This window comes from Streptomyces sp. NPDC051133 (assembly GCF_040682635.1).
Lineage (GTDB): Bacteria > Actinomycetota > Actinomycetes > Streptomycetales > Streptomycetaceae > Streptomyces.
Map to the genome: position 1 here is coordinate 186,860 of NZ_JBFBBK010000005.1, position 14,570 is coordinate 201,429.

The window sequence follows — 14,570 nt, forward strand, 5'->3', positions numbered from 1 at the left end:
CGGCCGGAGCCGTGGCCGGCACGTCTAAGGCCCCGGCTCAGGCCTCCGGCTCCAGGTCCTCCTCCTCGAACACCAGCAGCGTGCGCGTGCTGAGCACCTCCGGGATCGCCTGGAGCCGGGTCAGCACCAGCTCGCGCAGCGCCCGGTTGTCCGGGGTGTGCACCAGCAGCAGCACGTCGAAGTCGCCGCCCACGAGGGAGATGTGCGAGGCCCCCGGCAGCTGTCTGAGCTGCTCGCGAACCGTGCGCCAGGTGTTCTGGACGATCTTCAGGGTGATGTACGCCGACGTGCCGTGACCCGCCCGCTCGTGGTCCACGCGCGCGCTGAACCCCCGGATCACCCCGTCCTCGACCAACCGGTTGATGCGGGCGTAGGCGTTCGCGCGCGAGACGTGGACGCGTTCGGCGACGGACCGTATCGAGGCACGGCCGTCCGCCTGGAGGATGCGCAGGATGTCCTGGTCGATGGCGTCCAGTGGGTGGGGCGGCGGCAGGGCGGCGCGGTCCTGCGGTCCGTCGGCCATTTGTTCAGCTGCCATGTCCCCCCGCTTCCTCGCCGTGGACGTCCTGCGTTCATTCCAGGCTGTGGAGAACCGTTTGTCCACAGCCTGTAGGTGCCTGTAGCCAAAATGTGCCGACGACCGAACAATCGGTAGGTGAGGCGCCTCACAGCCGACGCGCCTCCCGTAGCCGCTCCCACGAGGAGGTGCCGTCATGACGGTTCTGGAGCAGCGGGGCGCGTACCGGCCATCGCCGCCGCCCGCCTGGCAGCCCCGTATGGACCCCGCGCCGCTGCTGCCCGACGCCGAGCCCCACCGCGTCCTCGGCACCGAGGCGGCCGCCAAGGCCGACCCGGACCTGCTGCGCCGGCTCTACGCCCAGCTGGTGCGTGGCCGTCGCTACAACACGCAGGCCACGGCGCTCACCAAGCAGGGCCGCCTCGCCGTCTACCCCTCCAGCACCGGCCAGGAGGCCTGCGAGGTCGCCGCCGCCCTGGCCCTGGAAGAGCGCGACTGGCTCTTCCCCAGCTACCGCGACACGCTCGCCGCGGTCGCCCGGGGCGTGGACCCCGTCGAGACCCTCACCCTGCTGCGCGGCGACTGGCACAGCGGCTACGACCCCCACGCCCACCGCGTGGCCCCCCTGTCCACCCCGCTGGCCACTCAGCTCCCGCACGCCGTCGGCCTCGCCCACGCCGCCCGCCTCAAGGGCGACGACGTGGTCGCGCTCGCCATGGTCGGCGACGGCGGCACCAGCGAGGGCGACTTCCACGAGGCGCTGAACTTCGCCGCCGTCTGGCAGGCACCGGTCGTCTTCCTCGTGCAGAACAACGGCTTCGCCATCTCCGTCCCGCTCGCCAAGCAGACCGCCGCGCCCTCCCTGGCCCACAAGGCCGTCGGCTACGGCATGCCGGGCCGGCTCGTCGACGGCAACGACGCCGCGGCCGTCCACGAGGTCCTCAGCGACGCCGTACGGCACGCCCGCGCGGGCGGCGGCCCGACCCTGGTGGAGGCCGTGACGTACCGCATCGACGCCCACACCAACGCCGACGACGCCACCCGCTACCGCGGCGACGCCGAGGTCGAGGCCTGGCGCGCACACGACCCGGTGCGGCTGCTGGAACGCGAACTCACCGCGCGCGGGCTCCTCGACGAGGCCGGCATCGAGGCCGCGCGCGAGGACGCCGAGGCGATGGCGGCGGACCTGAGGGAGCGTATGAACCGCGACCCCGAACTGAACCCCATGGACCTCTTCGACCACGTCTACGCCGAGACCACCGCGCAACTGTGTGAGCAGCGCGCCCTGTTGCTGGCCGAGCTGGCGGCCGAGGACGAGCACCAGGAAGGCGGTCACCGATGACCACCGTCGCCGTCAAGCCCGCCACGATGGCGCAGGCCCTCACGCGCGCGATGCGTGACGCGATGGCCGCCGACCCCACCGTGCACGTCATGGGCGAGGACGTCGGCACGCTCGGCGGGGTCTTCCGGGTCACCGACGGCCTCGCCAAGGAGTTCGGCGAGGACCGCTGCACCGACACCCCGCTCGCCGAGGCCGGCATCCTCGGCGCCGCCGTCGGCATGGCGATGTACGGTCTGCGCCCCGTGGTGGAGATGCAGTTCGACGCCTTCGCCTACCCGGCGTTCGAGCAGCTGATCAGCCATGTCTCCCGGATGCGCAACCGCACCCGCGGAAGGATGCCCCTGCCCATCACCGTCCGCGTCCCCTACGGCGGCGGCATCGGCGGCGTCGAGCACCACAGCGACTCCTCCGAGGCCTACTACATGGCCACCCCGGGCCTGCACGTCGTCACCCCGGCGACCGTCGCCGACGCCTACGGCCTGCTGCGCCGGGCCATCGCGTCCGACGACCCCGTCGTCTTCCTGGAGCCCAAGCGGCTGTACTGGTCCAAGGACTCCTGGAACCCCGAGCAGCCCACGGACGTGGAGCCCATCGGCCGCGCGGTCGTGCGCCGGCCGGGCCGCGGCGCCACCCTCATCACCTACGGGCCGTCCCTGCCGGTCTGTCTGGAGGCCGCCGAGGCCGCCAAGGCCGAGGGCTGGGACCTGGAAGTGGTCGACCTGCGCTCCCTGGTGCCGTTCGACGACGAGACGGTCTGCGCGGCCGTCCGCCGCACCGGACGCGCGGTCGTCGTGCACGAGTCCACCGGGTTCGGCGGCCCGGGCGGTGAGATCGCGGCCCGGATCACCGAGCGCTGCTTCCACCACCTGGAGGCGCCGGTGCTGCGCGTGGCCGGCTTCGACCTTCCCTACCCGCCGCCCATGCTGGAGCGGCACCACCTGCCCGGCGTCGACCGCATCCTGGACGCCGTGGCCCGGCTGCAGTGGGAGGCCGAGGGCTGATGGCACAGGTGCTGGAGTTCAAACTTCCCGACCTCGGCGAAGGGCTGACCGAGGCGGAGATCGTCCGCTGGCTGGTCCAGGTCGGTGACGTCGTCGCCGTCGACCAGCCGGTCGTCGAGGTCGAGACGGCCAAGGCGATGGTCGAGGTCCCGTGCCCCTACGGCGGCGTGGTCACCGCCCGCTTCGGCGAGGAGGGCACGGAACTGCCGGTCGGCGCACCGCTGTTGACGGTCGCGGTGGGACCGGCTGCCCCCCAGGAGGAGACCGGGGGATCGGGCAACGTGCTGGTCGGATACGGCACCTCCGAAGCGCCGGCGCGACGCCGCCGGGTGCGGTCGGTGGCGGACAGGGCCGCCGCCAACGGCCAGGCCGCCGGCAACGGCCAGGCCGCCGCCAACGGTCAGGCCGCTCAGGTCGCCGCCGGCGGTCGGACGAGGCACGCCGTCCCCGGGCCCGCCCCGGTGTCGGCTCCCGCCTCCGTCCCCGTCTCCGCGCTCGCCGACGGCCCGGTCCCGGTCATCTCCCCGCTGGTGCGCAGGCTCGCCCGTGAAGGCGGCCTCGACCTGCGGCAGCTGGCGGGCTCGGGCCCCGAGGGACTGATTCTGCGCGCCGACGTCGAGGGCGCCCTGCGGGCCAAGGCCGCGCCTGCCCGCGAGACTGCGGAGCCGGTCGTGCGGACAGCCGTGCCGGCGCCCGCCGGGGGCGGTGTGCGCACTCCCCTCAAGGGCGTGCGCGGAGCCGTCGCCGACAAGCTCTCCCGCAGCCGCCGGGAGATCCCGGACGCCACCTGCTGGGTCGACGCCGACGCCACCGAACTCATGCGCGCGCGGACCGCCATGAACGCCGGCGGCAGCACGAAGATCTCCCTGCTCGCGCTGCTCGCCCGCATCTGCACGGCCGCCCTCGCCCGGTTCCCCGAGCTGAACTCGTACGTCGACACCGACGCCCGCGAGGTCGTCCAGCTCGACCACGTCCACCTCGGATTCGCCGCGCAGACCGAACGCGGACTGGTCGTGCCCGTCGTCCGGGACGCCCACGCGCGCGACGCCGAGTCGCTGACCGCCGAGTTCGCCCGGCTCACCGAGGCCGCCCGCACCGGGACGCTGACGCCCGGGGAACTCACCGGGGGCACCTTCACGTTGAACAACTACGGAGTCTTCGGCGTCGACGGCTCCACCCCGATCATCAACCACCCCGAGGCGGCCATGCTCGGTGTCGGCCGCATCGTCCCCAAGCCCTGGGTGCACGAGGGCGAGCTGGCCGTGCGCCAGGTCGTGCAGCTCTCGTTCACCTTCGACCACCGGGTGTGCGACGGCGGCACGGCGGGCGGCTTCCTGCGGTACGTGGCGGACTGCGTGGAACAGCCGGCGGTGCTCCTGCGCACACTGTGACCCAAGGGGGCGGACGCAGGGAACGGCTCGCCCAGGCGTTCCCTGCGGAGCGCGCCCCGCTCCGTCGGTTCCCTGTGATCAGCCCGGCACGCATACTCGGGGAGTGACCGACAACGCCACCGCCGAGTCCGCACCCGCCGTGCCGTACGACGCCGTGGTCCTGGCCGGCGGTGCCGCACGGCGGCTCGGCGGGGCCGACAAGCCCGGAGTCCGGGTCGGGGGCCGTGCGCTGCTCGACCGGGTGCTCACCGCGTGCGCCGGCGCCCGTACGACCGTCGTCGTGGCCGGCCGACGGCCCACCATCCGGCCGGTGCGCTGGGCGCGCGAGGAGCCGCCCGGCGGCGGACCGGTCGCCGCCCTGGACGCGGGCCTGCGCCTCACCACGGCCGAGCACGCCGTGGTCCTCTCCGCAGACCTGCCCTTCCTCGAACCGCTCACGCTCCATCGCCTGTTGGCCGCCCTGCGCACCACCGGTGCCGACGGTGCGCTGCTCACCGACGGCGGCGGCCGCGATCAGCCGCTCGTCGCCGCGTACCGCACCGCCGTGCTCCGCCGCGAGCTGGCCGCCCTCGCCGCCGGGCCCGGCGGACTGACCGGACTGCCCCTGCGCCGGCTGACCGGTGCCCTCCACCTCACCCGCGTCCCGGACCCGCTCGCGTCCTTCGACTGCGACACCTGGGACGACATCGTCAACGCCAGGGCACGCATCAGGGAGCATGGGCACGTGTTGGATGAATGGATCTCCGCAGTCAAGGACGAGCTGGGCATCGACCTGGACGTCGACACCGACGTCCTGCTCGACCTGGCCCGGGACGCCGCGCACGGCGTGGCCCGGCCCGCCGCCCCGCTGACCACCTTCCTCGTCGGCTACGCCGCCGCGCAGGGCAAGGGCGGCCCCGAGGCCGTCGCCGAGGCCGCCCGCAAGGCCGCCGCGCTCGCGCTGCGCTGGGAGGAAGAGAGCGACGGGGGCACGGAAGCGAAGAGCGGGGGCCCGAGCGCCCCGGACGCCGGATGACCGCCCCGGGAACCCGCGCCGGGACGCCCGCCGGGGACACCGACGACCTCGATGTCGAGGAGGCCCTGGCCCTCGTGAGGGAAGCGAAGGACGGCAACGCGGGCCAGGTGCCCGCTCCGGCGCCTGAAGCGCACAGCGAGCGGCACCGGGCCACCCCCTGGCCCCAGGCCCGCGAGATCGCCGCTCGCGCCGCACGGTCGGGTGCCCGCCGCGCCCCCGTCTCCATGTCGCTCCAGGACGCCCTCGGGCTGGTCCTCGCCGCTCCCCTGGACGCACTCACCGACCTGCCCTCCTTCGACACCTCGGCGATGGACGGCTGGGCGGTCGCCGGGCCCGGCCCCTGGGAGGTACGGGACGCGGGCGTGCTCGCCGGGCACGCACAGCCCGAGCCGCTCACCGACGGCGAGGCCGTCCGCATCGCGACCGGGGCTCGCATCCCCGTCGACACCACGGCGGTCCTGCGCAGCGAACACGGCCGCACGGACGCCCAGGGCCGGCTCCACGCCACCCGCGAGATGGACCACGGGCAGGACATCCGCCCGCGCGGCCAGGAGTGCCGCAACGGCGACCAGCTGCTGCCCGTCGGCACCCTCGTCACCCCCGCCGTCCTCGGCCTGGCCGCGGCGGCCGGGTACGACACCCTGACCGCCGTACCCCGCCCGCGAGTCGACGTGTTCGTCCTCGGCGACGAGTTGCTGACCGAGGGGCAGCCGCACGACGGGCTGATCCGGGACGCGCTCGGCCCCATGCTGCCGCCCTGGCTGCGCGCGCTCGGGGCCGAGGTGACGGCGGTGCGGCGGATCGGCGACGACGCCAAGGCCCTGCGCAAGGCGGTCACCGGTTCCACCGCCGACCTGATCGTCACCACGGGCGGCACCGCCGCCGGGCCCGTCGACCACGTCCATCCCACCCTGGAACGCGTCGGCGCCGAGCTTCTCGTCGACGGAGTCAAGGTGCGCCCCGGCCACCCCATGCTGCTCGCCCGCACCAAGGACGACCAGCACCTGGTCGGCCTGCCCGGCAATCCCCTGGCGGCCGTCTCCGGCCTGCTCACGCTCGCCGAGCCGCTGCTGCGCACCCTCGCCGCCCGCCCGGCCCCGGAGCCGTACACCCTGGCGCTGAAGGAAGCGGTGCACGGGCACCCGTACGACACCCGGCTCGTACCCGTGGTGCTGCGGGGCGACCATGCCGTGCCGCTGCACTACAACGGCCCGGCCATGCTGCGCGGTGTCGCCGCCGCCGACGCCCTGGCCGTCGTACCGCCCGGCGGAGCCCGGCAGGGCACGGAGGCGGAGCTGCTGGACCTGCCCTGGGCGACCGCCGGAATCGGGGTGTGTTTCACGTGAAACTTCCGGGCCATGACGCCATCGCCCGCCAGGCGGGCGAACATCTGGTGACCCAACGGGTGAAACTCCCGAGGAAAGTGGTGGAGCGCCCGATCCGCCAGGTCGTCAAACGGCTGCTCATGGCCCTGCTGGTGCTGGTCGCCACCGCGCTCGTCGTCTACGCGGACCGCGACGGCTACCAGGACAACTCCGACAGCTCCGTCGATCTGCTCGACGCGTTCTACTACGCGACCGTCACCCTCTCCACCACCGGATACGGCGACATCACCCCGGTCAGCGACAGTGCCCGGCTCACCAACATCTTCGTCGTCACACCCCTGCGCGTGCTCTTCCTGATCATCCTGGTCGGCACCACGCTCGAGGTGCTCACCGAGCGCACCCGGGAGGAATGGCGCCTGAACCGCTGGAGGTCCGCCTTGCGCGAGCACACCGTCGTCATCGGCTTCGGCACGAAGGGACGGTCGGCCGTGCAGACCGTGTGCGCGACGGGACTGAGGAAGGAGCAGGTGGTGGTCGTCGATCCCAGCGCCAAGGTGATCGACGCGGCGACCGCCGAGGGCTTCGCGGGCGTCATGGGTGACGCCACCCGCAGCGAGGTGCTCAAGCGGGCCGAGGTGCACCGGGCCCGGCAGATCATCATCGCCCCGCAGCGCGACGACACCGCCGTCCTCGTCACGCTGACCGCCCGCCAGCTCAACAGGAGCGCGAAGATCGTGGCCGCCGTGCGCGAGGAGGAGAACGCCCCGCTGCTCAGGCAGTCCGGCGCCGACGCCGTCATCACCAGCGCCAGCGCGGCCGGGCGGCTGCTCGGCCTCTCCGTGCTCAGCCCTGCCGCCGGCATGGTCATGGAGGATCTGATCCACCAGGGCAGCGGACTGGACATCGTTGAACGCCCCGTGGTGCGGGCCGAGGTGGGCAGGAAGCCGCGCGAGACGGACGACCTCGTGGTGAGCGTCGTCAGGGGGCACCGGGTCCTCGGTTACGACGATCCGTCCATCGGCGATCTCCAGCTGACGGACCGGCTGATCACGATCGTCCGCGTCACTCCCGGCGCCCGGATAACCCCGGACACCCGGCCTCTGCCGCACGAATGACGGGCCTGTCGGGGAGTAGCGTCACGAGCATGCATGCGATCACGATTCCCGAACCTGGTGGTCCCGAGGCACTGGTGTGGACGGAGGTCCCCGATCCGGTGCCCGGCGAGGGCGAGGTGCTGGTCGAGGTGGTGGCCAGCGCCGTCAACCGTGCCGACATCCTGCAACGACAGGGCTTCTACACCCCGCCGCCCGGCGCCTCCCCCTACCCCGGTCTGGAGTGCTCCGGCCGGATCGCCGCGCTCGGGGCCGGGGTGTCCGGCTGGGCCGTCGGCGACGAGGTGTGCGCGCTGCTCGCGGGCGGCGGGTACGCCGAGAAGGTCGTCGTGCCGGCCGGGCAGTTGCTGCCCGTACCCGAGGGGGTCGGGCTGAAGCGGGCGGCGGCGCTGCCCGAGGTGGTCTGCACGGTCTGGTCCAACGTGTTCATGATCTCCCACCTGCGGCCCGGGGAGACGTTGCTGGTGCACGGTGGTTCCAGTGGGATCGGCACCATGGCGATCCAGCTGGCCAAGTCCGTCGGTGCGAAGGTCGCGGTGACCGCGGGGACGAAGGAGAAGCTGGAGTACTGCGCCGAGCTGGGCGCGGACATCCTGATCAACTACCGCGAGCAGGACTTCGTCGCCGAGGTCAAGCAGGCGACCGGCGGCGCGGGGGCCGATGTCATCCTCGACAACATGGGGGCGAAGTACCTGGACCGCAATGTCCAGGCCCTCGCGGTCAGCGGGCGGCTCGCCATCATCGGCATGCAGGGCGGGGTCAAGGGGGAGCTGAACATCGGCACGCTGCTCGGCAAGCGGGCGGCGATCAGCGCGACCTCGCTGCGGGCGCGGCCGCTGAGCGAGAAGGCGGCGATCGTGGCCGCGGTGCGGGAGCATGTGTGGCCGCTGCTCGGCGGCGGGCATGTGCGGCCCGTAGTGGACCGGGAACTGCCGATGCCGGAGGCGGCCGAGGGCCATCGAGTGGTGGAGGCCAGCGGGCACATGGGGAAGGTGCTGCTGGTGGCGCCGTAGCCCGGTGGCCTCGGCGGTACGGGCCCGACCGGCGACCGGTGCCGACGGTGCCCGGCGTTGCGGCTGGGCGGAGCGGGCCACGCCTGTCGGCGCCGGCAGACCGCCACTGCGCCCACCCGCGCCGCCCCAGCGACACGACTGCCCGCGGCTACGGCCTCTGTGCCCGCTCGGGGCGAGGCCACCCGAGCGGCACGGCGGCCCTCGTCACGGCGTGTGCCTGCCGCTCGGGGGCGGGCATCGCCCCGGCGGTCCGCCTGCCCTCGGTTGTGCGGGGGCGCGATGGCCGCTTCCCGGGTGGGTGTCACTGAGCGGTACGGCGGGGCGCGGTCGTGCGGGGCACGATGGCCGCTCCCCGGGTCGGCCACCCGAGCGGTACGGCCGCCCGGGTTGGGCGGGGGTACGAAGGCCGTCGGCAGGTGGGCCACCCGGGCGGTACAGCGGGCTGTAGGCGCGCGGGGGTACGGAGGCCGTCGGCAGGTGGGCGTCGCCCGAGCGGTACGGCGGCCTGGCGGTCTTGCGGTCTTGCGGCCTGGCGGCCCGACAGCCTGACACCCCTGCGGCCTCGCGGCCCGACAACCTGACAGCCCGGCGGCCTCGCGGCCCGACAGCCCGACAGCCCGACAGCCTGACAGCCTGACAGCCCGGCGGCCTCGCGGCCCGACAGCCCGACAGCCTGACAGCCCGGCGGCCTCGCGGCCCGACAGCCCGACAGCCCTGCGGCCCGGCAGCCACCCCCGCAGATGCGGTCAGCTTTTGCGGAGTTTCAGGCTCAGGAACGCCAGGCCCAGGCCCAGGCCGATGAGGACCAGGCCGGTGCCCAGCGGGAGGATCTGCAGGGTCGGCTCCGAGGCGTCCTCGCTCTGCCGGGCCGCGGCCTGGGCGGCGGGCTCCCGGGGCTGACCGGCGGGGTCCAGTTCGGCCTCGGAGGCTGTCGGCCTGCCGGTCGGCAGGTTCGTGGTCTCCGGCTCCTCCGGCTGGGCGGCGGAGGTGGTGGGCGCGCCGTCACCGCTGTCCGTGCGGTCGTCGTCCCCCTCCACCTCGCTCATCGGCCCGTCCGGCCGCCCCGGCCGCATCCGGCCCTCACCGGCCCTGCTGCCGGCCCGGGTCGGCTCCAGGACGGCCGCGGGCACCGCCGGTGAGTACGAGGCGGACGCCGAGTCGGAGGGCATGGGCGCGGCCGACGGGGCGGCGGGAGTGCTCCGGCCTCCGTCCTCGCCCGCCGGGGCGGAGGGCGGCCGGTGCTCGTGGCCGGGCGGCACGGGATGCCCGGGGCCCTCGGCGGCCGGATGTCCGCCCATGGAGGGGGGAGCGGTGCTCTGCCCGGCGGCGTGGGCAGTGGTCGCGTACGCGGTGGCGGTGCCGTAGGCGGGCAGCGCCGCCGCGAGGGCGAGCAGCAGCCGTACCCAGCGGAGCGTGAGTCGCAGCCATGGAGTCACGTCGGTGACCTCCCGGAGTGACGACGGATGGGTGGCGGAAAACCGACGGGATCCAGCCTCACATTCAATGGCAAACAGGGCATTCCGGATTGGGCCGTTGGGTCTAAAGGGTGGATCAGCCCTTCGAGGGGGCACGACGGTGATGAGGTGTACACGTGCGAGAGAATGGCGGCATGGAGATGCCGAGAAACGAACGGTCGCCGGAGAACCCGCAGATTCTCGTCGTGGGCCAGGACGGGATGGCGCTCGGCGGTGGCGGGGACCACGACTCCCGCGAGATTCCGGTGACGGAGCAGGTGGAGCAGCCTGCCAAGGTCATGCGGATCGGCAGCATGATCAAGCAGCTCCTGGAGGAGGTGCGCGTTGCTCCCTTGGACGAGGCCAGCCGGGTCCGGCTGAAGGAGATCCATGCCAGCTCGGTGAAGGAGCTGGAGGACGGCCTGGCGCCGGAGCTGGTCGAGGAGCTGGAGCGGCTGTCGTTGCCGTTCACCGACGAGGCGACCCCCAGTGATGCGGAACTGCGCATCGCGCAGGCACAGTTGGTGGGCTGGCTGGAGGGCCTCTTCCACGGCATCCAGACGACGCTGTTCGCCCAGCAGATGGCCGCGCGGGCCCAGCTGGAGCAGATGCGCCGCGCGCTTCCGCCGGGGCTGAGCGGTCACGAAGGCGGTGACGACCACCAGGCCGGCGGGCGCTCGGGCGGGCCCTATCTGTGACGGGTCACGTCCCTGCGACGAGCCGCCTGTGACGCGAAGAGCCCGGCACGCAAGTGCCGGGCTCCCTCATTACCGTGGGGTGGCTCCGTCCTCAGGACGGGTTGCCCGTCGACACGCTCAGCTCGATCTTGCCCATGCCCTTGGGGTCGACGTCCGTGCCCGCCGAGGGGAACTGGTCCACCACGGTGTCCTTGCCCCAGGTGTTCTCGTCCTCGTGCTTGATGTCCCACTCCCAGTGGGCGGCCTGGAAGCAGGCCTTCACGGAGTTGATGTCCTTGTACCGGAAGTCGGGCAGCACGATCTTGTCGGCGTCCTCGGAGGACTCCAGCGGATCGGTGCACTTGCTCTTGTCGATCCGCCGCGTGGGGTCCGGCCCGCGGTAGCCCACCGCCTGGGAGCCGGACGACGAGGCGCTCGCGCCGCCGCCGGTCTTGTCGTCGCTGCTGCCGTTGTTCAGCACCAGCGCCACGATCAGGGCGATGACCGCGACCAGCGACACCGCCACCGAGCCGATGATCACCGGCTTGTTGCCCTTGCCGGAGCCCGACCCGGTGCCGCCGGACTGCGGGCCCGCCTGGGGCGAGACCGTGTACGGCGGCGGAGTGGCGGCGGCCTGCGGGCCGTAGCCCAGCGGAGGCGGCGTCTGGTAGCCGCCCTGCTGCGGGTAGCCGTACGACGGCGCGGGCGCCTGTGCGCCGTACGCACCCGGCTGGTACGGCGTCTGCACCGGGCCGGGGGGTGTCTGGGGGGTCTGGCCGACCGGCGGGAACACCGCCGAGCCGACGCCCGAGCCGCTCTGCACCGGCCCGGCGCCCGGCACGATGCTCGGCGCGGCCGCCTGGAGGGAGGCGGCGACGCGCAGGCACTCGTCGCGCATGGACTCGGCGGTCGGGAAACGCTCGTTCGGGTTCTTCTTCAGCGCGCGGGCGACCAGCGCGTCCACCGCGGGCGGCAGGGAACGGTTGATCGAGGAGGGAGCCACCGGCTCCTCCTGCACGTGCGCGTACGCGATCGCCAGCGGCGAGTCCGCGTCGAACGGCAGCCGCCCGGTGACCAGCTGGAACAGCATGATGCCGACCGAGTACAGGTCGGAGCGGGCGTCCACGCCACGGCCGAGGGCCTGCTCGGGCGAGAGGTACTGCGGGGTGCCGACGACCATGCCGGTCTGGGTCATCGAGGTGACGCCGGACTGCATGGCGCGGGCGATGCCGAAGTCCATGACCTTGACGACGCCGCGCTTGGTCATCATCACGTTGCCGGGCTTGATGTCGCGGTGCACCAGCCCCATCTCGTGGCTGATCTCCAGCGCGGCCAGCACGTCCGCGGTGACCTTCAGCGCCCTGTCGGCGGGCATGGCGCCGTACTGCCGGATGTCCTCCTCGAGGACCGAGCCCAGCGGGCGGCCCTCGATGTACTCCATGACGATGTACGGCGTCGCCATGCCCTGCAGCGCGTCCTCGCCCGTGTCGAAGACGGAGACGATGTTGGTGTGCGTGAGCTTGGCCACGGCCTGGGCCTCGCGGCGGAAGCGCTCGCGGAAGGCCTGTTCCCGGCCCAGCTCGGTGTGGAGCGTCTTGACCGCGACCTGGCGGTCGAGCACGGCGTCGTACGCCAGGTGCACCGAGGCCATGCCGCCCTCGCCGAGCAAGTCGCGCAGCTGGTAGCGGCCACCGGCCAGAGCCTGCCCCGCGTACCGGCCGTGTGCGCCGTCCTGGCTCATCTCTCCGCGTCCCCCATTGGCCGTCCGGCGGCTTCGCTCATCGCACGGGCCTTGATCGAATGTGTCATTCCCGGCCAAGTCTGCCCCAGGGCACTGACACGTCAAGCTCGGTGCCCGTTCCGTGACCGTACGCGCAGGAAGCGTCGCGCAAGCGTTACAGGGGGCGTACGACCGGCACACAGAATTTGCACGACAGCGCGTGCTACAGGTTTCATGGCCGGTCCGGCTTGGGCCGGTCCCGGTTCCGGTTCCAGACCGGTGGCTCGCGCGAAGGCTGTAGCGTGGCCGACGGAGACCGTGACAACACCGCGCGTACCGCGGGCAGAAACGACGGCGAGGACTGATGGCACAGACGCACAGCGCCCAGGGCCCGTCCGACCCCGAGGCGTCTGGCGGCGGTATGTCGGACGCGCCGGAGATGTGGGGCAACGGCGGGCTGGTCGGCGACGGCCGGTACCGGCTCACCCACCGGCTGGGCCGGGGCGGCATGGCCGAGGTCTTCGCGGCCGAGGACGTCCGTCTGGGCCGTACGGTCGCGGTCAAGCTGCTCCGCGCGGACCTCGCCGAGGACCCCGTGTCCAAGGCCCGCTTCACGCGCGAGGCGCAGTCGGTCGCCGGCCTCAACCACCACGCGATCGTCGCCGTGTACGACTCCGGCGAGGACGCCGTCGGCGGCCAGTCCGTGCCGTACATCGTGATGGAGCTGGTCGAGGGCCGCACCATCCGCGATCTGCTGCTGAACGCCGAGGCCCCCGGCCCCGAGCAGGCGCTGATCATCGTCTCCGGGGTGCTGGAAGCGCTCGCCTACTCGCACCAGCACGGCATCGTGCACCGCGACATCAAGCCGGCCAACGTGATCATCACCCACAGCGGTGCGGTCAAGGTGATGGACTTCGGCATCGCCCGCGCCCTGCACGGCGCGTCGACGACGATGACGCAGACCGGCATGGTCATGGGCACCCCGCAGTACCTCTCCCCGGAGCAGGCGCTCGGCAAGGCCGTCGACCACCGCTCCGACCTGTACGCGACCGGCTGCCTGCTGTACGAGCTCCTCTCCCTGCGGCCCCCCTTCACCGGCGAGACCCCGCTGTCGGTGGTCTACCAGCACGTCCAGGACATCCCGACGCCCCCGTCGCAGGTCTCCGACGGCGTCCCGCCGGAGCTGGACGGCCTGGTCATGCGCTCCCTCGCCAAGGAGCCGGACGACCGCTTCCAGACGGCCGAGGAGATGCGCGGCCTGGTCCAGTACGGCCTGCAGATGCTGTACGACCAGGGCGGCCACACCGGCACCTGGAACACCGGCCCGGTGGAGACGCACGACGGCCGGCACACCCCGGCGGCCGGCTTCGCCGGGACGACCGTGATGCAGCACCCGGGCGGCGCCTTCGGCTCGGGCACCACCCAGATCCCGCAGCCGATCCTGCCGAACGGGTACGGCAACGGTGACGACGGAGGCTTCGAGGGGCACGGCAACAAGGGCAGCGGACGCGGCAAGCTGTGGATCCTCGCCGTCCTCGCGGTGATCGCGATCGCGGCCGGTGTCGCGCTGGCGGTCAAGGGCACGGGCGGCACCGGCGGCAGCGGCGGCAGCGGCACCGACACCAAGCCGACGACGACCCACTCGAAGTCCACGAAGGACGACTCAAACAGCGCGAGCCCGTCCGACGACACCAATACCCAGCCGTCGGGCACCACCGACGACAACAGCTCGGACACGGGCTCGACGTCCGGCTACACCCAGTCCGCGCCGCCGTCGTACACCCCGACGCAGCCGGACCCCACCGGCCCGACCGACGAGCCGACGGACCCGCAGACCTCGCAGTCGCAGCCGACGGACCCGCAGACCTCGCAGTCGCAGCCGACGGATCCGACGGCCGGCGGTACGGACGGGACGACCACGAACGGCGCCGACGGCAGCACGACGGACGGCAGCACCGGCGACACCGGTCCTTGAAGGACACCCACGGCGACCGGGACGCCGG

10 protein-coding genes and 2 pseudogenes are annotated in these 14,570 nt (G+C 73.1%); 9 read left to right on the forward strand and 3 right to left on the reverse strand.

Going from position 1 to position 14,570, the window contains the following annotated elements:
• Positions 1-37: 37 nt before the first annotated feature.
• Complete coding sequence (locus AB0N17_RS08460) at positions 38-523, reverse strand: Lrp/AsnC family transcriptional regulator (RefSeq protein ID WP_366010501.1); 486 nt, start codon at positions 521-523, stop codon at positions 38-40.
• A gap of 190 nt (positions 524-713) precedes the next feature.
• On the opposite strand from AB0N17_RS08460, the gene pdhA reads away from it, so the two are divergent.
• From pdhA to AB0N17_RS08495, 7 genes and pseudogenes are all read left to right on the forward strand, one after another.
• Positions 714-1,859, forward strand: coding sequence for a pyruvate dehydrogenase (acetyl-transferring) E1 component subunit alpha (gene pdhA, locus AB0N17_RS08465; protein ID WP_366010382.1), 1,146 nt, complete (start codon positions 714-716; stop codon positions 1,857-1,859).
• On the forward strand, positions 1,856-2,860 hold the full coding sequence (locus AB0N17_RS08470; protein WP_366010383.1) for an alpha-ketoacid dehydrogenase subunit beta: 1,005 nt from the start codon (positions 1,856-1,858) through the stop codon (positions 2,858-2,860). The genes pdhA and AB0N17_RS08470 overlap by 4 nt, the downstream gene beginning before the upstream one ends.
• Complete coding sequence (locus AB0N17_RS08475; protein WP_366010384.1) at positions 2,860-4,251, forward strand: dihydrolipoamide acetyltransferase family protein; 1,392 nt, start codon at positions 2,860-2,862, stop codon at positions 4,249-4,251. Before AB0N17_RS08470 ends, AB0N17_RS08475 begins: the two co-directional genes overlap by 1 nt.
• 154 nt (positions 4,252-4,405) lie before the next feature.
• Positions 4,406-4,816 (forward strand): annotated as a pseudogene (locus AB0N17_RS08480) (molybdenum cofactor guanylyltransferase); the annotation flags it as partial.
• A 170-nt stretch (positions 4,817-4,986) separates the two neighbouring features.
• Positions 4,987-6,612, forward strand: a pseudogene (locus AB0N17_RS08485) (molybdopterin-binding protein); the annotation flags it as partial.
• On the forward strand, positions 6,609-7,706 hold the full coding sequence (locus AB0N17_RS08490) for a potassium channel family protein (RefSeq protein WP_366010385.1): 1,098 nt from the start codon (positions 6,609-6,611) through the stop codon (positions 7,704-7,706). The pseudogene AB0N17_RS08485 and the gene AB0N17_RS08490, both read left to right, overlap by 4 nt.
• A gap of 29 nt (positions 7,707-7,735) precedes the next feature.
• Positions 7,736-8,716, forward strand: a complete 981-nt coding sequence (locus tag AB0N17_RS08495) for an NAD(P)H-quinone oxidoreductase (protein ID WP_366010386.1) — start codon at positions 7,736-7,738, stop codon at positions 8,714-8,716.
• A gap of 746 nt (positions 8,717-9,462) precedes the next feature.
• On the opposite strand, the gene AB0N17_RS08500 is transcribed toward AB0N17_RS08495, so the two are convergent.
• On the reverse strand, positions 9,463-10,152 hold the full coding sequence (locus tag AB0N17_RS08500) for a hypothetical protein (RefSeq protein ID WP_366010387.1): 690 nt from the start codon (positions 10,150-10,152) through the stop codon (positions 9,463-9,465).
• Positions 10,153-10,325: 173 nt separating this feature from the next.
• On the opposite strand from AB0N17_RS08500, the gene AB0N17_RS08505 reads away from it, so the two are divergent.
• Entirely contained in the window at positions 10,326-10,868 is a 543-nt protein-coding gene (locus AB0N17_RS08505) for a bacterial proteasome activator family protein (protein ID WP_366010388.1), read from the forward strand.
• Positions 10,869-10,959: 91 nt separating this feature from the next.
• Here the strand turns inward: AB0N17_RS08505 and AB0N17_RS08510 are convergent, their stop codons facing one another.
• On the reverse strand, positions 10,960-12,588 hold the full coding sequence (locus tag AB0N17_RS08510) for a protein kinase (RefSeq protein WP_366010389.1): 1,629 nt from the start codon (positions 12,586-12,588) through the stop codon (positions 10,960-10,962).
• Between the two features lie 343 nt (positions 12,589-12,931).
• Here AB0N17_RS08510 and AB0N17_RS08515 point away from each other — a divergent pair, with 343 nt between their 5' ends.
• Positions 12,932-14,542, forward strand: coding sequence for a protein kinase (locus AB0N17_RS08515; RefSeq protein WP_366010390.1), 1,611 nt, complete (start codon positions 12,932-12,934; stop codon positions 14,540-14,542).
• Positions 14,543-14,570: the final 28 nt, after the last annotated feature.

Excerpts from the sequence above, each read along its gene's own strand:
- AB0N17_RS08475 (WP_366010384.1), top strand. The coding sequence starts at position 2,860 with ATGGCACAGGTGCTGGAGTTCAAACTTCCCGACCTCGGCGAAGGGCTG.
- AB0N17_RS08460 (WP_366010501.1), bottom strand. The coding sequence starts at position 523 with ATGGCCGACGGACCGCAGGACCGCGCCGCCCTGCCGCCGCCCCACCCA.
- AB0N17_RS08515 (WP_366010390.1), top strand. The coding sequence starts at position 12,932 with ATGGCACAGACGCACAGCGCCCAGGGCCCGTCCGACCCCGAGGCGTCT.
- AB0N17_RS08470 (WP_366010383.1), top strand. The coding sequence starts at position 1,856 with ATGACCACCGTCGCCGTCAAGCCCGCCACGATGGCGCAGGCCCTCACG.
- AB0N17_RS08510 (WP_366010389.1), bottom strand. The coding sequence starts at position 12,588 with ATGAGCCAGGACGGCGCACACGGCCGGTACGCGGGGCAGGCTCTGGCC.
- pdhA (WP_366010382.1), top strand. The coding sequence starts at position 714 with ATGACGGTTCTGGAGCAGCGGGGCGCGTACCGGCCATCGCCGCCGCCC.
- AB0N17_RS08505 (WP_366010388.1), top strand. The coding sequence starts at position 10,326 with ATGGAGATGCCGAGAAACGAACGGTCGCCGGAGAACCCGCAGATTCTC.
- AB0N17_RS08495 (WP_366010386.1), top strand. The coding sequence starts at position 7,736 with ATGCATGCGATCACGATTCCCGAACCTGGTGGTCCCGAGGCACTGGTG.